This window comes from Streptomyces sp. NPDC005262 (assembly GCF_042872425.1).
Taxonomy (GTDB): domain Bacteria; phylum Actinomycetota; class Actinomycetes; order Streptomycetales; family Streptomycetaceae; genus Streptomyces.
The window spans coordinates 522,833-538,099 of the sequence record NZ_JBIAKK010000003.1; the positions used below are offsets into that span (position 1 = coordinate 522,833).

The 15,267-nt window shown below is 69.2% G+C and carries 20 protein-coding genes and 2 pseudogenes; 10 read left to right on the forward strand and 12 right to left on the reverse strand.

Annotated elements, in window-relative coordinates; genetic code table 11:
- Positions 1 to 20 precede the first annotated feature (20 nt).
- Both ACFYP5_RS12330 and ACFYP5_RS12335 read right to left on the reverse strand, forming a co-directional pair.
- Positions 21 to 419, reverse strand: a complete 399-nt coding sequence (locus tag ACFYP5_RS12330; protein WP_389034035.1) for a hypothetical protein — start codon at positions 417 to 419, stop codon at positions 21 to 23.
- 290 nt (positions 420 to 709) lie between these two features.
- Positions 710 to 1,030, reverse strand: a complete 321-nt coding sequence (locus tag ACFYP5_RS12335) for a DUF2795 domain-containing protein (protein ID WP_389034038.1) — start codon at positions 1,028 to 1,030, stop codon at positions 710 to 712.
- Between the two features lie 137 nt (positions 1,031 to 1,167).
- Between ACFYP5_RS12335 and ACFYP5_RS12340 the strand changes: the two genes are divergently transcribed.
- Positions 1,168 to 1,380 (forward strand): hypothetical protein, encoded by a 213-nt coding sequence (locus ACFYP5_RS12340; RefSeq protein WP_389034040.1) that lies wholly within the window; start codon positions 1,168 to 1,170, stop codon positions 1,378 to 1,380.
- 188 nt (positions 1,381 to 1,568) lie between these two features.
- Positions 1,569 to 1,784 carry a hypothetical protein gene (locus ACFYP5_RS12345; protein ID WP_389034043.1) on the forward strand — a complete coding sequence of 72 codons (216 nt, stop codon included), beginning with the start codon at positions 1,569 to 1,571 and terminating at the stop codon, positions 1,782 to 1,784.
- A gap of 423 nt (positions 1,785 to 2,207) precedes the next feature.
- On the opposite strand, the pseudogene ACFYP5_RS12350 reads toward ACFYP5_RS12345, so the two are convergent.
- From ACFYP5_RS12350 to ACFYP5_RS12375, 6 genes and pseudogenes are all read right to left on the reverse strand, one after another.
- A pseudogene (locus ACFYP5_RS12350) lies at positions 2,208 to 2,279 on the reverse strand (Hsp20/alpha crystallin family protein); the annotation flags it as partial.
- Between the two features lie 438 nt (positions 2,280 to 2,717).
- Positions 2,718 to 2,993: a hypothetical protein gene (locus ACFYP5_RS12355; RefSeq protein WP_389034500.1), complete on the reverse strand. Its 276-nt coding sequence runs from the start codon at positions 2,991 to 2,993 to the stop codon at positions 2,718 to 2,720.
- Entirely contained in the window at positions 2,891 to 3,517 is a 627-nt protein-coding gene (locus ACFYP5_RS12360; protein ID WP_389034046.1) for an aldehyde dehydrogenase family protein, read from the reverse strand. Before ACFYP5_RS12360 ends, ACFYP5_RS12355 begins: the two co-directional genes overlap by 103 nt.
- A gap of 22 nt (positions 3,518 to 3,539) precedes the next feature.
- Positions 3,540 to 3,934 (reverse strand): annotated as a pseudogene (locus tag ACFYP5_RS12365) (aldehyde dehydrogenase family protein).
- Complete coding sequence (locus ACFYP5_RS12370; protein WP_389034049.1) at positions 3,874 to 4,338, reverse strand: aldehyde dehydrogenase family protein; 465 nt, start codon at positions 4,336 to 4,338, stop codon at positions 3,874 to 3,876. Before ACFYP5_RS12370 ends, ACFYP5_RS12365 begins: the two are co-directional and overlap by 61 nt.
- Positions 4,274 to 4,516, reverse strand: coding sequence for an aldehyde dehydrogenase family protein (locus ACFYP5_RS12375; protein ID WP_389034052.1), 243 nt, complete (start codon positions 4,514 to 4,516; stop codon positions 4,274 to 4,276). Before ACFYP5_RS12375 ends, ACFYP5_RS12370 begins: the two co-directional genes overlap by 65 nt.
- Positions 4,517 to 4,655: 139 nt before the next feature.
- Here ACFYP5_RS12375 and ACFYP5_RS12380 point away from each other — a divergent pair, with 139 nt between their 5' ends.
- From ACFYP5_RS12380 to ACFYP5_RS12395, 4 genes are all read left to right on the forward strand, one after another.
- Positions 4,656 to 4,895, forward strand: a complete 240-nt coding sequence (locus ACFYP5_RS12380) for a cytosine permease (RefSeq protein WP_389034054.1) — start codon at positions 4,656 to 4,658, stop codon at positions 4,893 to 4,895.
- Between the two features lie 118 nt (positions 4,896 to 5,013).
- Positions 5,014 to 5,394 (forward strand): DUF2267 domain-containing protein, encoded by a 381-nt coding sequence (locus ACFYP5_RS12385; RefSeq protein ID WP_389034057.1) that lies wholly within the window; start codon positions 5,014 to 5,016, stop codon positions 5,392 to 5,394.
- Between the two features lie 144 nt (positions 5,395 to 5,538).
- Complete coding sequence (locus ACFYP5_RS12390; RefSeq protein WP_389034060.1) at positions 5,539 to 5,877, forward strand: hypothetical protein; 339 nt, start codon at positions 5,539 to 5,541, stop codon at positions 5,875 to 5,877.
- Positions 5,878 to 6,517: 640 nt separating this feature from the next.
- Entirely contained in the window at positions 6,518 to 6,724 is a 207-nt protein-coding gene (locus ACFYP5_RS12395) for a DUF6243 family protein (protein ID WP_389034063.1), read from the forward strand.
- A 530-nt stretch (positions 6,725 to 7,254) separates the two neighbouring features.
- Here the strand turns inward: ACFYP5_RS12395 and ACFYP5_RS12400 are convergent.
- From ACFYP5_RS12400 to ACFYP5_RS12410, 3 genes are all read right to left on the reverse strand, one after another.
- Complete coding sequence (locus ACFYP5_RS12400; RefSeq protein WP_389034065.1) at positions 7,255 to 7,824, reverse strand: DUF6114 domain-containing protein; 570 nt, start codon at positions 7,822 to 7,824, stop codon at positions 7,255 to 7,257.
- 150 nt (positions 7,825 to 7,974) lie between these two features.
- Complete coding sequence (locus ACFYP5_RS12405; protein WP_389034068.1) at positions 7,975 to 8,592, reverse strand: DUF6230 family protein; 618 nt, start codon at positions 8,590 to 8,592, stop codon at positions 7,975 to 7,977.
- An 865-nt stretch (positions 8,593 to 9,457) separates the two neighbouring features.
- On the reverse strand, positions 9,458 to 10,153 hold the full coding sequence (locus ACFYP5_RS12410; RefSeq protein ID WP_389034070.1) for a hypothetical protein: 696 nt from the start codon (positions 10,151 to 10,153) through the stop codon (positions 9,458 to 9,460).
- A gap of 527 nt (positions 10,154 to 10,680) precedes the next feature.
- On the opposite strand from ACFYP5_RS12410, the gene ACFYP5_RS12415 reads away from it, so the two are divergent.
- The 4 genes from ACFYP5_RS12415 (at position 10,681) to ACFYP5_RS12430 (ending at position 14,069) form a co-directional block, all read left to right on the forward strand.
- Positions 10,681 to 11,514 (forward strand): slipin family protein, encoded by an 834-nt coding sequence (locus ACFYP5_RS12415; RefSeq protein WP_389034073.1) that lies wholly within the window; start codon positions 10,681 to 10,683, stop codon positions 11,512 to 11,514.
- A gap of 125 nt (positions 11,515 to 11,639) precedes the next feature.
- Positions 11,640 to 12,167, forward strand: coding sequence for a universal stress protein (locus ACFYP5_RS12420; protein WP_389034075.1), 528 nt, complete (start codon positions 11,640 to 11,642; stop codon positions 12,165 to 12,167).
- Between the two features lie 477 nt (positions 12,168 to 12,644).
- Positions 12,645 to 12,839 carry an antitoxin gene (locus ACFYP5_RS12425; protein ID WP_313940371.1) on the forward strand — a complete coding sequence of 65 codons (195 nt, stop codon included), beginning with the start codon at positions 12,645 to 12,647 and terminating at the stop codon, positions 12,837 to 12,839.
- Between the two features lie 414 nt (positions 12,840 to 13,253).
- On the forward strand, positions 13,254 to 14,069 hold the full coding sequence (locus ACFYP5_RS12430; RefSeq protein ID WP_389034077.1) for a DUF427 domain-containing protein: 816 nt from the start codon (positions 13,254 to 13,256) through the stop codon (positions 14,067 to 14,069).
- A 170-nt stretch (positions 14,070 to 14,239) separates the two neighbouring features.
- Here the strand turns inward: ACFYP5_RS12430 and hypE are convergent, their stop codons facing one another.
- Positions 14,240 to 15,229, reverse strand: coding sequence for a hydrogenase expression/formation protein HypE (gene hypE, locus ACFYP5_RS12435; protein ID WP_389034477.1), 990 nt, complete (start codon positions 15,227 to 15,229; stop codon positions 14,240 to 14,242).
- Between the last annotated feature and the right edge of the window lie 38 nt (positions 15,230 to 15,267).

Below are 15,267 nucleotides of genomic sequence, written 5' to 3' on the forward strand. Positions count from 1 at the left end.
CCCAGCTCGCGATGTGTTCTTCATCGTCCCGAGCGGCCGAACGACCAGCTCCTGCTCGGATCCACGCGACCGCCCCACCACCGCCGCAGTTCGCCGGACCGCAGCGAACGCAGCAGACCACCCAGGGTGGTCCGGTCGCGTCGACGCCGGGCTCCCGGGCGGTCCTCGGTGTGCGAGACGCGCAGGCGTCTGTCGATGTCCAGTCGGTTCATGAGTCGTAGGTCGGCGAAGGTCCGGCAAAAGGAGCGCAGGCCGGCGGCGCAGTCCTCGTTCAGACCGCTGCGCAGGACCAGCCGGGTGCCGGGTGCCGGACGTCCCGGCGGATTCAGGCGCAGGCTCTCCTCGGCCCTGGCCAGGGCCGCGTCCACATCGGCGGTCTGGTGATCCAGTTGCCGCGCCTCCTCCAGCCAGGCCGTCACATGGCGGGCGGAGGCGCCGGCACCAGTTGAAACAGATCGTCAAACTCGGCGAGAGGGTTGCGTGTCCACGCGGTGACCACGGGCTCCGCCAGGGCGCCGACTCGCTGTCGGCGTGCGGGTAGCGTCATCAGAACTCACCTCCACGAGTTATATCTCCGGCATTGTGGATGTATCGGTGTACCCGGCGGGAGGTTGCTCACACACCTCCGGGCGGGAAGTCAGGCGGCGGCGAATGTGTTCGATTCGCTGTCCATGGGGCGTTCCGGTGTCTGCATGCCGTGCGGGGCGGATCAGGACTGGTCGAGTTCGTCCTGGACCGACGGCTTGGGGACGTCACGCAGGCGCTGCAGTTGGCCGGGGCGGCCGCCGCGCCGGGCCTGCTCCGCGCGCTGCGCCGCGCTCAGGTCCAGGTCGGATGCCGGGTCGACGCGCACCGACCTGGCCACCTCATCCCGGTTGCCGTACTCGTCCGGGGGAATGGCGCGAAGCGCCTTGACCACTTCCTCGGGCGCTCCGGCGTTCTCGGCGGCCTGGACCTGTTCCTCCTTGCCCGCAGGGAAGTCGACGTCCTGCAGTGCGTCCAGCACGTCCCGTACGCTTGTGGAAGACATATCTCCTCCTCAGTTTTTGTCCCGGGGCACTTCATACTCGTGCCCCACCTGTGACATTCCCGGCAAAACCGGCTGCTGGCGATGTCGAAGCATTCCGGGGAATCCTGTGCCCGACGCCCGAATCCAGGGGAGATCACATGCCCGGCAATATCGAACGTGCCGCCCTGCGCGCCGCGGCTCAGGCCGCCGAGCAGATCCTGGCGAACGCCGCCGAGCGGGCCGAGCGGCAGTACCCGCAGGACCCGTACGCCCAGCGCGTCGCCGAGGCCGGGATGCTCACCGGTGCGTTGAGAGTCCTGCTGGATGCGGTGCGCCCCTTTACCGAGGAAGGTGAAGAGGGTGGGCAGTGACCGGCGCTTTCGGCACCCGCCCGCGAGGTCCGCGTCGGCATTTCGATCGCCGTTTGGGGCAGTGCAAGCGCGGTACCTGTGACGGGTTGCAGGATTGGAGGCGCCATGGACAGCGACGAGTTCGTCCGGCTCGTCAGCCGGCGGGTCCACGTGCCCGAGGAGCATCTAGGGAGCTGACCCGGGCCACGATGCTGACGTTGGCCGAGCGGATCACCGGCGGCGAGGCCAGGCACTTGGCCGACGTCCTGCCCGCCGAGATCGCCCCGCCCCTGGACCCACCGGAGGATGTCGCCAGCGAACTTTCTTGCGCCCCGTGGCACACCCTCTTTCCTGGTCGGCGGTTCGGGCGCCGCCGAACGGCTACGGCAATACGGAGGCCAGCGAGTTCGGCAGACCGGATTTGAGGTGGTCCCACTCGCCTTCGCTGGCGTGGCGTTCCAGAGCCTCCAGCACGGTGCGCACGACTCGTTCGATGCCGCAGTGCGGCGTACGAGTGCTTCCGGCGTTCCTTGGGCCAGCCGTTGGCCTCCTCGATTTCCTTGAGGAGCCGGTTGGCCTTGTCCACCATGGTGTCGAAAGAGGAGAAACCCGCTTCGGTCATCTCATGGCTCCTTTCGTTCCCGGAGCGCCCGACGGTTCTGGACCGTTGTCCCGCACCGCCGGGCTCCTCGGCTCAATGACCGCCGCTCTCGTTGATCTCGGTGATCCGGATGTGACGGGGCTTGGTGACCTCCGCCTTGGGGACGGTGACCGTGAGCACACCGGCCGACATCCGCTGTGACCTTCTCGGCGTCCACCTCTCCGGGCAGTCTCAGCCGGTACTCGAAGGCACCGGTCCGGCGGGTGCCGTGGCGCAGGACGCCCTTGCGCTCCTTTTCCTTGATCTCTCCGGTGTCCACCAGGTCCTGTCCGTTGGCCTCGACGTCGATGTCCTTGCTCTTGACACCAGGGAGTTAGATCTCGGCCTCGAAGGCGTCGTCGGTCTCTGTGACGTCCGCGAGTGGGGGTCCACGCGGCTGCGGACGCGGCGCCGCCCACCGTGGACTCGAGCAATCCGCTCATCTGAGTAAGCAGTTCGTCGAATTCAGTCACCGGATTGCGGGCCCACCCGAGGCGCCGCTCCGTTGTTCCGCCACTGCGGTGGCTCCGCAGGGGCATTGACCATCGCCCTTCATCTCCGTCTTCTCGTGGGTTCGCGGCATGCCGCCTTCTTCACCCGGCGCGGCGGACCGGCCGGGCGAAGGTGCCTGCTTCGGTAGAGGGGCTCATGGTTCGCACCTGGGAACGTGCAGTTCTGTTCTGCGCTTCCGGAGGGTTTCCGCGGTGGTCCATCGTGTTCACCCTCCTGCAGTGGTTTGCCGGCCGCCATCGCCTGCTCGACCCACGAACGCAGGACGTGCGCGGGTGCCGCGCACGTCCTTGGCGGCGAGCGTCTCGCCCTGGTCCAAACGGGCGAGGAGGGTCGGCACCGCCTGCACCTCGAAGCCGCCGACTGACCCGTGGATTTTGTTCATGTCGACCTTGACGAGCTTGATCCTTTCGGCGAGGTCGCGGGCGACCTGTCCGAGGGCGCGGGGCTGACCATGCGGCGGGAGCCGCACCAAGTGGCCCACGCCGGGTTCCTACCGGTGCGCACGGAGAGTCTCGAGCACTCCCCAGGGTGACGACCCGGGTGGCTCCGTGCCTGCGTCTGGCGAGTCAGGAAAGCACAGGTCCAGTCGCCCCACGAGTACGAGAGAAAGGATCCACACATCTCGGGTAAGCCGGCCCGTGAGCGGGTATGCGCCCACGATCTTGTCGCTCGAAGCCCCAGGCTGCAAGAACCGGGCTCATGTGTTGGCCTTCTTGATGCGTCTCCAGCAGACAATTGATCCACACCATGCCCGCCTCCAGCCGGTCCGCGACTCCGCGAGCAGTTCCGGGTCGGCGGCGAAGACCGCGCCTCCCAGGCGGTGGGGGGGGAGGTGTTGGCCAGTGCCACGGCCTCGTCCTCGTCCTCGTCGGCGACCCGGTAGACCGTGGCGACGGGGCCGAAGAGCTCTTCCCGGTAGGCCCGCATGTCCGGTGTGACGTCGGTGAGAAGGGTCGGCTCGACGAAGGCGCCCGGCAGGTCGGGCCGCCCGCCGCCCAGCACCACCGTGGCTCCCTTGTCCGCCGCGTCACGAAACCTGCTCCATCAGGAGTTCGGCCGCGGCCTCGGAGGACAGCGGGCCGAGCGTGGTGGCGGGGTCGACCGGGTCTCCCGGTTGCACCTCGCTCATCCGGTCACGCAGCCCGGGGAGGAAGGCGTCGTAGACGTCGGCAAGAAGCGCTTGGCCGCCACGCAGCACTGCCCGGTGTTGCCCATCCGGAGGAACGCGGCGTACACGGTGCGCTCGAGGTTGTGACCGTCCAGCACGACGAAGGGATCACTGCCACCCAGCTCGAGGACGGACTTTTTGACATTGCGGTCGGCGATCTCGCCCAAGCTCACGCCCGCCCGCTCGCTTCCGGTCAGTGACGCTCCCTGCACACGAGAGTCATCGATGATCTTCCCGACGTCTCTGCCCCGCACGAAAAGAGATTGGTGTAGACCCCGGTCGGCACACCCGCATCCGTGAACAGCTGCTCGAGTGCCAGTGCGGACTGGGGGCATCTACTCGCGTGCTTGAGCAGGATCGTGTTGCCGAGGGCGAGGTTCGGACCCGCGAGTCGGACGACCTGATACAGGGGGGAGTTCCATGGCATCACACCGAGAAGGACGCCGAGCGGCTCGTTCACCAGCACGGCCGCGCCCTCGGGCACCGGCAGGGGTCGTCCTTCCAGCAGGTCGGGGCCGTGGTCGCCGTAGTAGGTGAGGATGTCGGACGCGAGGTCGACCTCTGCACGGCTCGAGTTGATCAGCTTGCCGACCTCAAGGGTCAGGAGGTGCGCCAGTTCCTCCTTGCGCTCCCACATGAGCCGGCCGGCGCGTTGCACGAGGGCCCCCCGGGTCGGCCGTCGACCGGGCACGCCAGTTTGGAAAGCTACAGTGCGCCGCGTCGATCGCGCGCCCTACGTCCTCCGCGCTCAGCGCCGGGAACTCACGAAGCCTTTCACCGGTATACGGGTTGACCGTGGCGATGGGGCTTCCCTGGGCAGTGACATGGGCGTCCATGACGCCTCCGTGGAGTCGGGGCACCTCGGGTTTCCACGCCCGGCCCGCTCACACGTGCTGATTCGTCCCATGCCACGGCAAACTGTGGCACCCGGGTCCTCTGTGGTTCACGTCGAACGCACAGAGAGCCACACCGGCAGTGGGGCTGATCGGCCTCACCGACGGTGGCACCCTCGTCCGGTCCCTCATCGCCATCATGGTGGGCACCGTGATCGGCACCTTCTTCATGGCCTTGTACTCGGCTCAGGGCCCGCAGCTGGGGCTGCCCCACCGGTCGCGGCCCGAGTTCGGCTACGTCGGCGCTCTCATGGTGTGGCTCTTCGCCTGTGTGCAACACGACGAGCTCAGGCCCTGCACACCACGGTGCACGGAGGCGTGAAGCTGTGGGTGGTCGCGGTCACCGCCGTCCGTGCGCGGGCGCGGGCCGGGTCGGTGTGGCACGCTTGCAGGGGGGTCCGCGCCGTTCGTCGCAACACAGCAGCGAAGGAGGACGACGCATGGATAAGCAGAACTTCGTCCGTACCGTCGCCGAGCGCACCGGACTGAGCCGGCAGGAGGCGGCGGACCTGACCTGGGCCACGCTCGAGACGCTGGCCCACAGGCTCAGCCTCGGGGAGGCCAGGGACCTGATCACCGAGCTCCCCGAGGGCCTCGCGGAGGCGGTGCGCCGGGGAACCACGGACCGCATCGAGCGCTTCGGCCATTACGACAGCGTGCGGCGCGTGGCCGAACGCACCATGCTCAAGGAGGAGGAAGCCGACCGGGGTGTGCGGACCGTACTGGCCGTGCTGCGGGAGGCGATCAGCGAGAAGGAGTTCAACGACCTGATGTCGCAGCTCGGAACGGACTTCTCCCAGGCCCTCGAATCCGCCGGGTGACCCCGGGGCCTTCGGCACGGCGCCCGCGTCACGGCGCCGGCGACTTGGACGCTGCGTGTGCGCCGGGGCACGGTGGGGGTGACGCCCGCGGATCGCCGGTCCCTCCCGGCCGCCATGGCGCGAGGCGCACACGAAGGTGTGGTCATGACGGCTGACGTGCCCGAGACGTCCCCCGGCAGATCCGTGCGCGTCGTACTGGTGGCCGACCCCGGTCTGCACCTGAACGGCGCCGAATGGGACGTGGCGATATTTCTCACCGACCTTCCGCGGCGGGCCCGGCTCTATCCGATCAGCGTCGAGGTCGACACCGCGCTCCGTGCCGCGCTCATCTCCTTCCCGCCCTTGGGGTCCGCCGCCTTCGGCGCCGGGTGCGGGCAGACCGTCGTGGATGTCGTCCGAGAGCTGGTCGCGCACGAGGAGACGCCGCGTCGATTACCTGGCCTTCCTTGCCAGGTGCGACCTGGCGCGAGGCCCGTTCGGTGATCTGCAGCTCCAGCGGTGGTTTGTTAAACCGGGCGGTAGAGGTCAATAGGTCTGCCGCTGCCGACGGTGTCGATCAGTTCCTGGAGTGCTGAGGGCGGGGGCGGGTGACGGCTCCGGCGACGGGGAGCGCCGCGCCTCCTGGAGCGGGAAGTAGTCTCCCGGCCGCGTCGAGCGCCGGCACACGTACGCCGCTGTCGCCATCACGAGGATCAGCCCCGCCAGGGTGCTGCGGCGGTGATGCCGTTTCAGCGGTGGGGCGAGCGGTTGTCGGCAGTGGTTCCTCCCTCGGCGGGAAGGACGGCGAACCGCGTGCGACCGAGCCGTTAGTCCGCCGGTGGGACGTTCGAGAAGCAGGGCCGGGACCACGCGGCCCCGGGCGACGGGCTCGGGGACGGCCGGGCCCAGGATCCGCCGGTAGGTGTCCCGCACCGTGGCGGCGCTGAAGGCCCGGCCGACGCCGGGGCGGCGAGATGCTTGGTGTGCGGGGCCGACGGAACCGGGTAACGTCTTTGTCATGTTCTTCCAGACGTCGATTTGCGAGTGAGAGCGTGACGGGCCTCTGCTGACGTCCTTCGACGTAGCCGCGCCCGTCCCCCACCGATGAATCCGTAGACCACTTCACATCATTCCGGGAGAACCCGTGAGCAAGAACATCAACAACCCCGTGGGCATGGGCGGCGGCCAGCGCAAGAAGCTGTCCCGCACCGAACGGCAGAACAACGGCCCGCACCGCAACCTCGACCGCCAGGGTGCCGCCGACCAGAAGGCGGAGCTGGTGCGCAAGATGCGCGAGAAGGCAGCAGCTGAGGGCGTCGGGCAGACGGGCGACGACACCGCGCAGAGCTGACGCACTGCCGCCACAGGGCGGCACCGCACAGGGCAGGGCCCGGACCGCGACGCACGGTCCGGGCCCTGCTGCCGTATCGGGGCTCTGTGGAGAGAGGCAGGCCGACGCCGAGCCGACGTCTACGACGCCTCGCTCGAACCGGCCCGTTGTCTCATCGCCCACCGACAGATCAACCGACTGCTTGCGGACGCCATCGATTCGTGACCTCAATGCCCGGGCAGCTGTCCCGCGAACTGTGGGCGCTGGCGGGGGTGTTGTGGTTGCGCCAGCGGACACGGCGCTCTGGGTAAGGGCTCGGCCCGCCCGCCGGGCGCGTTGTCCGTATGTGGTCGCTGACCCGGCTGTTTATCCTCGCGGTCCGGTTGTCGATCAGTAGTTGGAGCCCAGCAGCCTGCGGGAAACGGCATCCGGCGGGCCCAGCAGCATTCGACTTGCCCAGGGAGACCAGGACCGTGAGCACCGTCCACGGTGAGCGGCCGCGCGCACTGGAGGCCGCCCGGACGGCTGACAGCCCGCAGTACGGTGAGCGCTCAGGGTGCGCCGCGGGCATCGGGCGCGTTCACGTCCCGGCGACAAGGTCCGGCATCCGGTTGACCCCAGACCTGACGCGCCAGGTCGTCAGCTGTCGGGTTTCCCTCGTTCCCAGGAACCGTCACAGATGGCGCGGCTGCTGTGTGCTGCTCCTCGGCCCCCGGCGACGGGGGGTCCCAGGCGCAGGCCAGGGATCCGCCGACGAGGCCGAAGAACAGTCCGAAGAAGAGGCCCCCGAAGTTGGCGAGGGGGAAGGAGACGAGGCTGAGCAGCAGGCCCGCAACCCCGGCGAAGACGCGCACCTGCTGATGGAACCAGAGCGTGACGCCCAGGGTCATGAGCAGGATCCCGATGATCAGTGACGCGGCACCGGCCGTGGTGGCCAGGGCGACAGCGACGCCCTTCAGCGTGATGTGGACGTAGGGGAAGTAGATGATGGGCGCCCCCGCCAAGAGCGTGAACACGCCGGCCCAGAACGGGCGCCCACCACGCCAGATTCTGAATCTGCGTCGTGTGCCGTCGATCCTGTCGCGTACTCCTGGGAGGGTGCCGAAAGGCTCGTTGATCACGTGCGGCTTCCAGGGTGAAGGGGCGGGTAGCGCCTGTGACGATGCGGTACGTGGAGTCGGTGCGGGTCGTCTCCAGGCCGAACGAGTACGGATGGGCCGGTCCATGACCGCGTCCGCATGGTGTCCGGGGCCGTAGCGGTGTGCACGGAGTCAGAAGCAGCGGTGGCTGCCCTGCCTGACGGTCACTTGGAGGTCAGGGACGCTGAGGGTGGCAGCCGAGATCGCGACCGCGTTCACGCGCACGTCGGTCAGGGTGGCCGACGTGGCCTGCTGGGCGAAACCGTTGGGATCGAAGAGCCCCGAGTTCCGGTCGCCCGGGGCGATCGGGCCCTTGGTGACCGAGCCTGCGGCGACACCTACGTCCAGGTCGTTCAAGGTCGCCCGACCGGCCGTCAGAGTTGTCGCGTCGATGAAGATGTCCCGCGCCTCGGCCCGGTCGCCGCCGGTGATCCGCAGTGTGTACAGGCCCAGAACCGGGATCTCGACCGCTACGGACTCGCACAGTCTCTCGATCGTCGCATGCCTGGCGCCTGTGACCACGACGGGCACATGCCGGCCCTCTCGGGTCACGTCGACCATGCCGTAGATACTCGTACCGCGAGTGGTCAGAGTGTCCGCAGCGAACTGGAACCGCTCGCCGGAGATGAAGAACGACGCGGCCAGTGCTCCTTGCGCCATGCCGATACCCAGCGCCGCGGCAGCCGCCGTGCTCGGAACCAGGACAAGGGCGAAACGCTTCCACCGCGTCCTGCCGCAGCCGTGCGACATGCCGTGCCTCTCTCCTGTGAAGTGCAGGCCGCCCCCCGACACCGTGCCCTCGGACAGGCTCGTCCGCCAGGCTGGACAGCGGACAATCCGGTCGCAACACAAGCCCTGCAGGTACCGGCGGTCCGACGTGGACCACTACCCTGCGCCTTTGATGGACTCTAGAGTGCGGACAGGGAAACCCGTCGGCACGCCAGCCCGCCCAGACGGGTGAAACAAGGGCCCCGGCGAAGGCCCCCCTCGACGGATCGCGGAGGTCGACGAGCGGGATGATCGTCAGCGTTCAGCACGGAAGCCGCCCTCGTCGGCGACAGGCGGCGCTCCGTACAGACCGGGCCGCCCGAACCGTGACGCCGCGCCCGGCACCCGGCCGACCGGGGACGCCCCTCCGCTTGCGATGGTCCGCGTCTGACGCCGCGTGCTGATCCACGAGGGATTACGGGAAGTCTTCAGGAGAGTCGATCTCCGGAAGTCCGCGTCAGCGACACCGACGCGGCGACCACCGTTGGTGGACCGGAGGCACTTTCAAGGACAGGTCCTGCACAGCCCCGGGCTCAACGCCCCAAGGCCGCCCGGCAAGTTCCCGCTCGGTACGCCGATGGCATGACCAAGGCGTGACCAGCGAACTCACCAGGCAGCCGAACTGACGGTGCGCCGGTCGGCGCCGCTGTCCGGGTCCCGAAGTCCGCGGCCGACCGCCTCGTCCAACACCTAGTATGGCGTAGCAGATGTATAGGATACCGGGCCCGCGCCGCACGTACGCGCGTGCGGCCCCCGGATCCGGGCATGCGCCGAGAGGCGTCCACATGCCGGAAGCCCCGGCCCGATTCCGACGGGCCGGGGTTTCCATGTCATGCGGGTGGAGCTGTTACCACTTGCCGTGGTCCCTGACCACTCGGAAGCTGCCCACGACGCCGTTCCTGACCCACACGCCACCGCGAACCTGGCGGGTGAAGACGCCGTTGCTGGTGCTCCAGGGGCCGACCGTGGCGACCGGCGAGCCGTTGTCGCAGGTCGCCCCGCGGAAGAGCTCTACGGTCCGACGGCTGTCGTTGCGGACGTTGAAGCTCCGCGAGCCCAGACCGCTGACCACGGTGATGCAGCCCTCCTCCGAGTGGGCGGAGTACGACCGCTCGTTGATCTGGATCCGGCCGCCCTTGTCGTAGTCGTCGTAGCCACCGCCGTCGCCACCACGGCCGCCACCGCCGCCGCCGTAGCCACCGCCGCCGCCGCCACCACGACCGCCGCCACCGCCACCGCCGTAGCCGCCGCCGTCGCCACCACGACCGCCGCCACCGCCACCGCCGTAGCCGCCGCCGTCGCCACCACGACCGCCGCCACCGCCACCGCCGAAGCCACCGCCGTCGCCGCCACGTCCTCCGTTTCCGTTTCCGTTTCCGTTTCCGTTCCCGTCGCCGGCAGCGGGGCCCGGGGCGGGGGCTGCCTGTTGGACGGATGGGGCGGCCGGAGCTGATCCAGCTGCCGAGGCATAAGTAATGCCGGTTGTCGCGAGGACTGCAGCGCCGACCACGGCGGCAGTCACAGCGACGGTACGCGTCGTCATGTCACTTCTCCCTGTCTCAGAGACGTCGGCCGGGAAGCCGACCTGCGATGAACGTACTAATAGTCCCTTTAGCTGTCATATCGGAAATACCGATGGTGTGACTCGAAGAGGCCGACCGGGTGTACGAACGGCAGATTCCCTGGACCGACGCATCATCTGACGGGTCGTGAAAGCGCAGGAAAACGGGCCTGTCTGGCGCCCCGTTGGGCTTTCCGGGCGACATACCGCGGCCCGCTCACCCTGTCGGCAGCATGCCGCCGATTCCAGCACGGCGGAAACGCCTCCCGCCGACCGTCCCGACACGCGCCACATGTCCGGTCAGGTCTCCCGGGGTTCTCGGCACTCATGGCGGGTCCCACGGAACGCGGACCGGACGGCGACGGCCCGGCGCCCCGCACCGGTCCCCGACCCGGATGCCCCGTGCCCGGGAAGTTGACGATCCCTTGACGTCCAGGACCGCATCCACGGCTGCTCCGGCGCTGTCCTCAGTGGTGTCGCACCTGCCCCTCGTGAAGGAGTCCGCTGTCATGGATGGCGCTGTCGTCGGAGCTGTGATCGTCGTCGTCTGCGTGCTGCTGGTGCTGCGCAGCGGGATGCGTGTCGTCAATCAGGTGGACCGAGGAGTGGTCTTCCGCTTCGGTAAGGCGCTGCCCGGCCATCGCCAGCCCGGCATCACCTTCCTCATCCCGTTCGCCGACCGGATGCGGAAGGTGAACGTACAGGTGGTGACGCTGCCCGTGCCGACGCAGGAGGGCATAACCCGGGACAACGTGTCGGTGAAGGTCGATGCCGTCGTCTACTTCAAGGTCGTCGATCCGGTGCGGGCCACGATCGAGGTGCAGGACTACATCTTCGCGGTCGGCCAGGTCGCCCAGTCCTCCCTGCGCTCCATCATCGGCAAGAGCGACTTGGACGATCTGCTCTCGGACCGCGAACGCCTGCACGAAGGGCTGGCCTTGATGATCGACAGCCCGGCGGCCGGCTGGGGTGTGCACATCGACCGGGTCGAGATCAAGGACGTGCAGCTGCCGGAGTCGCTGAAGCGTTCCATGTCGCGGCAGGCAGAGGCCGAGCGGGAGCGGCGCGCCCGGGTGATCACCGCGGACGGTGAGTTCCAGGCGGCACAGCAGCTCGCCAACGCTTCGCGAATCATGGCCGACACGCCGGAGGCGATGCAGCTGAGGCTGTTGCAGACGGTCGTCGAGGTCGCAGCCGAGAAGAACTCCACGCTGGTCATGCCGTTCCCGGTGGAACTGCTGCGGTATTTCGATCGGGCCGCTCGCCAGTTCGGGACGGGCAGCGATGTCGCGACACCCGTTCCGGCCCCGCACGACGAAACGGTGCCCGACCCTCGCGCGTGACGCCGTCATGGGTCCGTCAGGGTCTGCTGCCCCCGCGTCAGGGATTCGCCAACGCACCATGATCGCCACGAACCTTGGGCCTTCGATGAGTTCAGGACCTGAGGTCGGCAAGGAGTGGTGACGAAATGGAGCAAGCGGACGAACGGCGCGTGGTGGCCGGTGTGAGCGGCACGCTGGGCAGTCTGACAGCCCTGCACCGGGCCGCGACCGAGGCCCGACGCACCGATGCCGTACTGCGGGTCGTACTGGCGTGGTCACCTCCCGGCGGCGAGCTCGGGCAGCGCAGTCAGCCGTGGCCCGAGCTGCTGACCGAGTGCCGCCGGGTGGCGGGCGACCGGCTGCTCCGGGCGGTGGACACCGCCTTCGGTCCGGCCGGCCCCGGGGTGCCGATGGAGACTCTGGTCGTACGGGGCACACCGGGCGTCGCGCTGGTCGCTGCGACGAACGGCCCCGAGGACCTGCTGGTGGTCGGGGCCGGGGCACGCGGGGGGCTGCGGAGGGCTCTGCACCCTTCGGTGGCCCGGTACTGTCTCGCGCACGCGACCTGCCCCGTGCTCGCCGTACCACCCTCTCCGTTGCAGGACGACATCGCCGCCGTCCACCGCCGGATTTCCTGGCACATGCCGCTGAGCACCCGGGAGTTGGCGGACTGACTCGCGGCGCCCGTGCGCGTGCGGACGGGCGCCAGCCTGATCATCCCGGCCCTGATCCCGTTCGCTCTGCGCAGCGCGGCCTGATTGGCGACGCCGCGGTGCCAGCCGAAGGTGCCGTCCATCCACGCCAGCGTGACGTGGACCGCCATCGACACCAGTCCCACCACGATCACACCCCCGGGCAGCATGAGGGGAGCGGCCGAGACCGGCGCTGCCATCAGGAGCGGGTCGGTCACATCGGTCGGTGCCGCCACGTGGATCACCACCGCCAGCACGATGACACCGACGGGGATCCAGAGGTTTCTGCTCTGCTGCGCCACTCCCCCACGCTCCATGGAAGGCACTCACGCCGCATCCGGGACGGTGCGAAACGTGCACGGGCGGCCGTCGTGGCGTGCGCGCCGTCCCATGCGGATGCGAAGTGCGGCACATGTGGCGACGCTGGAAGAGTCAGGGTGAACTCACCGAGGAGGACCCATGTCCATGATGGACAAGATCAAGCACATGCTGAAGGGCCACGAGGACCAGGCGGGCAAGGGCATCGACAAGGCGGGTGACACCATCGACGACAGGACCCAGGGCAAGTACACCGGCCAGGTCGACACCGCTCAGGACAGGCTCAAGGGCCAGCTCGGTTCGGACCGCGGCCAGGACCAGCCGCCGCAGACCTGACCCTCACCAGGCCATTGCACCGTCAATAGGCCGCTGCCGCCTCGCCTGCCCATGACGTGAGCAGGCAGGGGCGGTCGGAGGTCCGGTCCACCACCGTGCTGTGTGGTCGAGAACCCGCTCGAGCTCGTCGACAGGGCCGGCACGGGGCGAGCACCGACACGTTCGACGTCTCGCGCGCTGCCGAGGAGCACCTCGGCCTTCGGGCATGGCGTGCACGTCTGCCCAGGCACCTCTCGGCACGGCTCGAAGCGACGGTCGCCTTGAAAGCGTCCTCTCCACCACGGAACCAGCTGATCCGCAGACCGCCGCCCGCGGATCGTGGTGTCGCTGATCCCCGACGGCCACCAGGTGCCGCCTGCCCGGCCGGGTCCTGCCACGGCCTCCGATCGGCTCGGACCTCTTCAAGGAGACTTGGTGACCACTCCACCCGCCCTTGCCGTCGAGCGCCGTCACCCGGTGCGGGACGACGCTCTCACCTGGGAGCCCAGCGAGCGCCGTGTACGCGGGAAGAAGGGCGAGACCCTCGTCGTCGACAGCCGGCGGCCCGTTCTCGTATGGGAACCCGGCCGCGCCGTGCCGCTCTACGTCTTTCCCCGGGACGACGTCCGCACCGGTCTGCTCCGTCCCGCGGTCACCCCCGACACGGGAGCGCACTCCGGCTCCACACTCTTCTACGACCTCGTCGTGGACGGCGTCACGGAGCCCAACGCCGCATGGACCTTCCCCGTCGCCGAACTCGCCGGACACATCGCCTTCGAGTGGTTCGGGCGCGCCGGCGTGGGCCCCGACCACTGGTACGAGGAGGAGGAAGAGATCTTCGTCCACCCCCGTGACCCGTACGCACGCGTCGATGCACTCCGCAGCTCGCGGCATGTGCAGATCGAGATCGACGGCACCCTGGTCGCGGACACCAGCAGCCCCGTCCTGCTCTTCGAGACACGCCTGCCTGTGCGCTACTACATCCCCCGCGAGGACGTCCGCCTCGACCTGTTCGCCCCGACCGGTCTGCGTACCGGATGCCCGTACAAAGGAACGGCCGAGTACTGGTCGGTGGCCGGTACGGACAGCCGCGCTCCGGCGAATGTGGCGTGGAGCTACCCCGATCCCGTCCCCGCCGCAGGGGCGGTCAAGGACCTCATCGCCTTCTACAACGAAGCCGTCGACATCATCGTGGACGGAGAGCTCCTGGAACGCCCGACCACCGGCTTCACGCGCCGTCCGGCGGGTTGATGACGCGCGGGATCGGGCTCGTGCGAGCCCGATCCGGCGTCCTCGCCCCCTGAGCCGGTGCCGGCGCACGGCTCGTTCGCATGGTCGACGGGAAGTGGGTATCGCCATGCGAGCCGGCCCTCTTCGCCCCCGGTTCCGCCACACCTCGCGCGCACCCGGAGGGCGACGGCTCAGCAGATCCGGGGCAACTGCTCCCCGATCGGCAGGTCGACCACACGCGTCCCACCGAGCCCGGTGCGGGCCACGACCATGCCGGGATGCGCCTCGACGGTCTCGCCGACGACCGCCGCCTCCGCTCCCAGCGGATGCGCCCGCATCGACTCCAGCACGGCTTCGGCGTGCTCACGGGGGACGAACGCGACGAGTTTTCCCTCGTTGGCCACGTACATCGGGTCCAGGCCCAGGATGGCGCAGGCGTTGGCCACGGCCGGCGGGACCGGGATGTCGCGTTCCTGGAGGACGACACCGGTGCCGGAGGCCGTCGCGATCTCGTTGAGCACAGCGGCCAGCCCCCCTCGGGTGGGATCACGCAGGACGTGGAGGTCGGGGGTGACCGCGAGCATGGTCTCCACCAGCCCGCCCAGAGCCGCACAGTCGCTCTCGATCTCCACGCCGAACTCCAGGCCCTCGCGCACACTCATGATCGCCACGCCGTGCGCGCCGATCGCACCGCTGACGATCACGACGTCGCCGGGCACCACCCGCTGAGGACGGAGGTCGACGCCGGCCGGGACGAGGCCGATCCCGGCGGTGTTGATGAAGATGCCGTCGCCGTGACCGGCGTCCACGACCTTGGTGTCGCCGGTCGCCACCTCGACGCCCGCCGCCCGCGCGGCTGCGCCCAGCGCGTCGGCCACGCGTGCGACGACCGAGACCTCCACGCCTTCCTCCAGGATGAAGCCGCAGGAGAGGTAGGCGGCCCGGGCGCCGCTCATGGCCAGGTCGTTGACCGTGCCGTTGACCGCGAGGTCGCCGATGCTGCCGCCGGGGAAGAACAGGGGCCGCACGACGTACGAGTCGGTGGAGAAGGCCAGCCGGGCGCCGCCCAGCGACACCACGGCCGAGTCGGTCAGTTGCGCAAGTACGTCGCCCCCGTAGCCGGGCGCGAAGACGTGCTGGACCAGTTCGGCCGAGAGTGCCCCGCCGCCGCCGTGGCCCATCACCACCCGCGGCTGGTCGCGCAGCGGTGCCGGGCAGG

What these genes read in the sequence shown, in the direction of transcription:
- ACFYP5_RS12385 (WP_389034057.1), top strand. Translation starts at nt 5,014, where the DNA reads ATGGATAAGCAGAACTTCGTCCGTACCGTCGCCGAGCGCACCGGACTG.
- ACFYP5_RS12425 (WP_313940371.1), top strand. Translation starts at nt 12,645, where the DNA reads ATGTCCATGATGGACAAGATCAAGCACATGCTGAAGGGCCACGAGGAC.
- ACFYP5_RS12335 (WP_389034038.1), bottom strand. Translation starts at nt 1,030, where the DNA reads ATGTCTTCCACAAGCGTACGGGACGTGCTGGACGCACTGCAGGACGTC.
- hypE (WP_389034477.1), bottom strand. Translation starts at nt 15,229, where the DNA reads ATGGGCCACGGCGGCGGCGGGGCACTCTCGGCCGAACTGGTCCAGCAC.
- ACFYP5_RS12390 (WP_389034060.1), top strand. Translation starts at nt 5,539, where the DNA reads ATGACGGCTGACGTGCCCGAGACGTCCCCCGGCAGATCCGTGCGCGTC.
- ACFYP5_RS12375 (WP_389034052.1), bottom strand. Translation starts at nt 4,516, where the DNA reads ATGGACGCCCATGTCACTGCCCAGGGAAGCCCCATCGCCACGGTCAAC.
- ACFYP5_RS12340 (WP_389034040.1), top strand. Translation starts at nt 1,168, where the DNA reads ATGCCCGGCAATATCGAACGTGCCGCCCTGCGCGCCGCGGCTCAGGCC.
- ACFYP5_RS12420 (WP_389034075.1), top strand. Translation starts at nt 11,640, where the DNA reads ATGGAGCAAGCGGACGAACGGCGCGTGGTGGCCGGTGTGAGCGGCACG.
- ACFYP5_RS12415 (WP_389034073.1), top strand. Translation starts at nt 10,681, where the DNA reads ATGGATGGCGCTGTCGTCGGAGCTGTGATCGTCGTCGTCTGCGTGCTG.
- ACFYP5_RS12405 (WP_389034068.1), bottom strand. Translation starts at nt 8,592, where the DNA reads ATGTCGCACGGCTGCGGCAGGACGCGGTGGAAGCGTTTCGCCCTTGTC.
- ACFYP5_RS12410 (WP_389034070.1), bottom strand. Translation starts at nt 10,153, where the DNA reads ATGACGACGCGTACCGTCGCTGTGACTGCCGCCGTGGTCGGCGCTGCA.
- ACFYP5_RS12345 (WP_389034043.1), top strand. Translation starts at nt 1,569, where the DNA reads ATGCTGACGTTGGCCGAGCGGATCACCGGCGGCGAGGCCAGGCACTTG.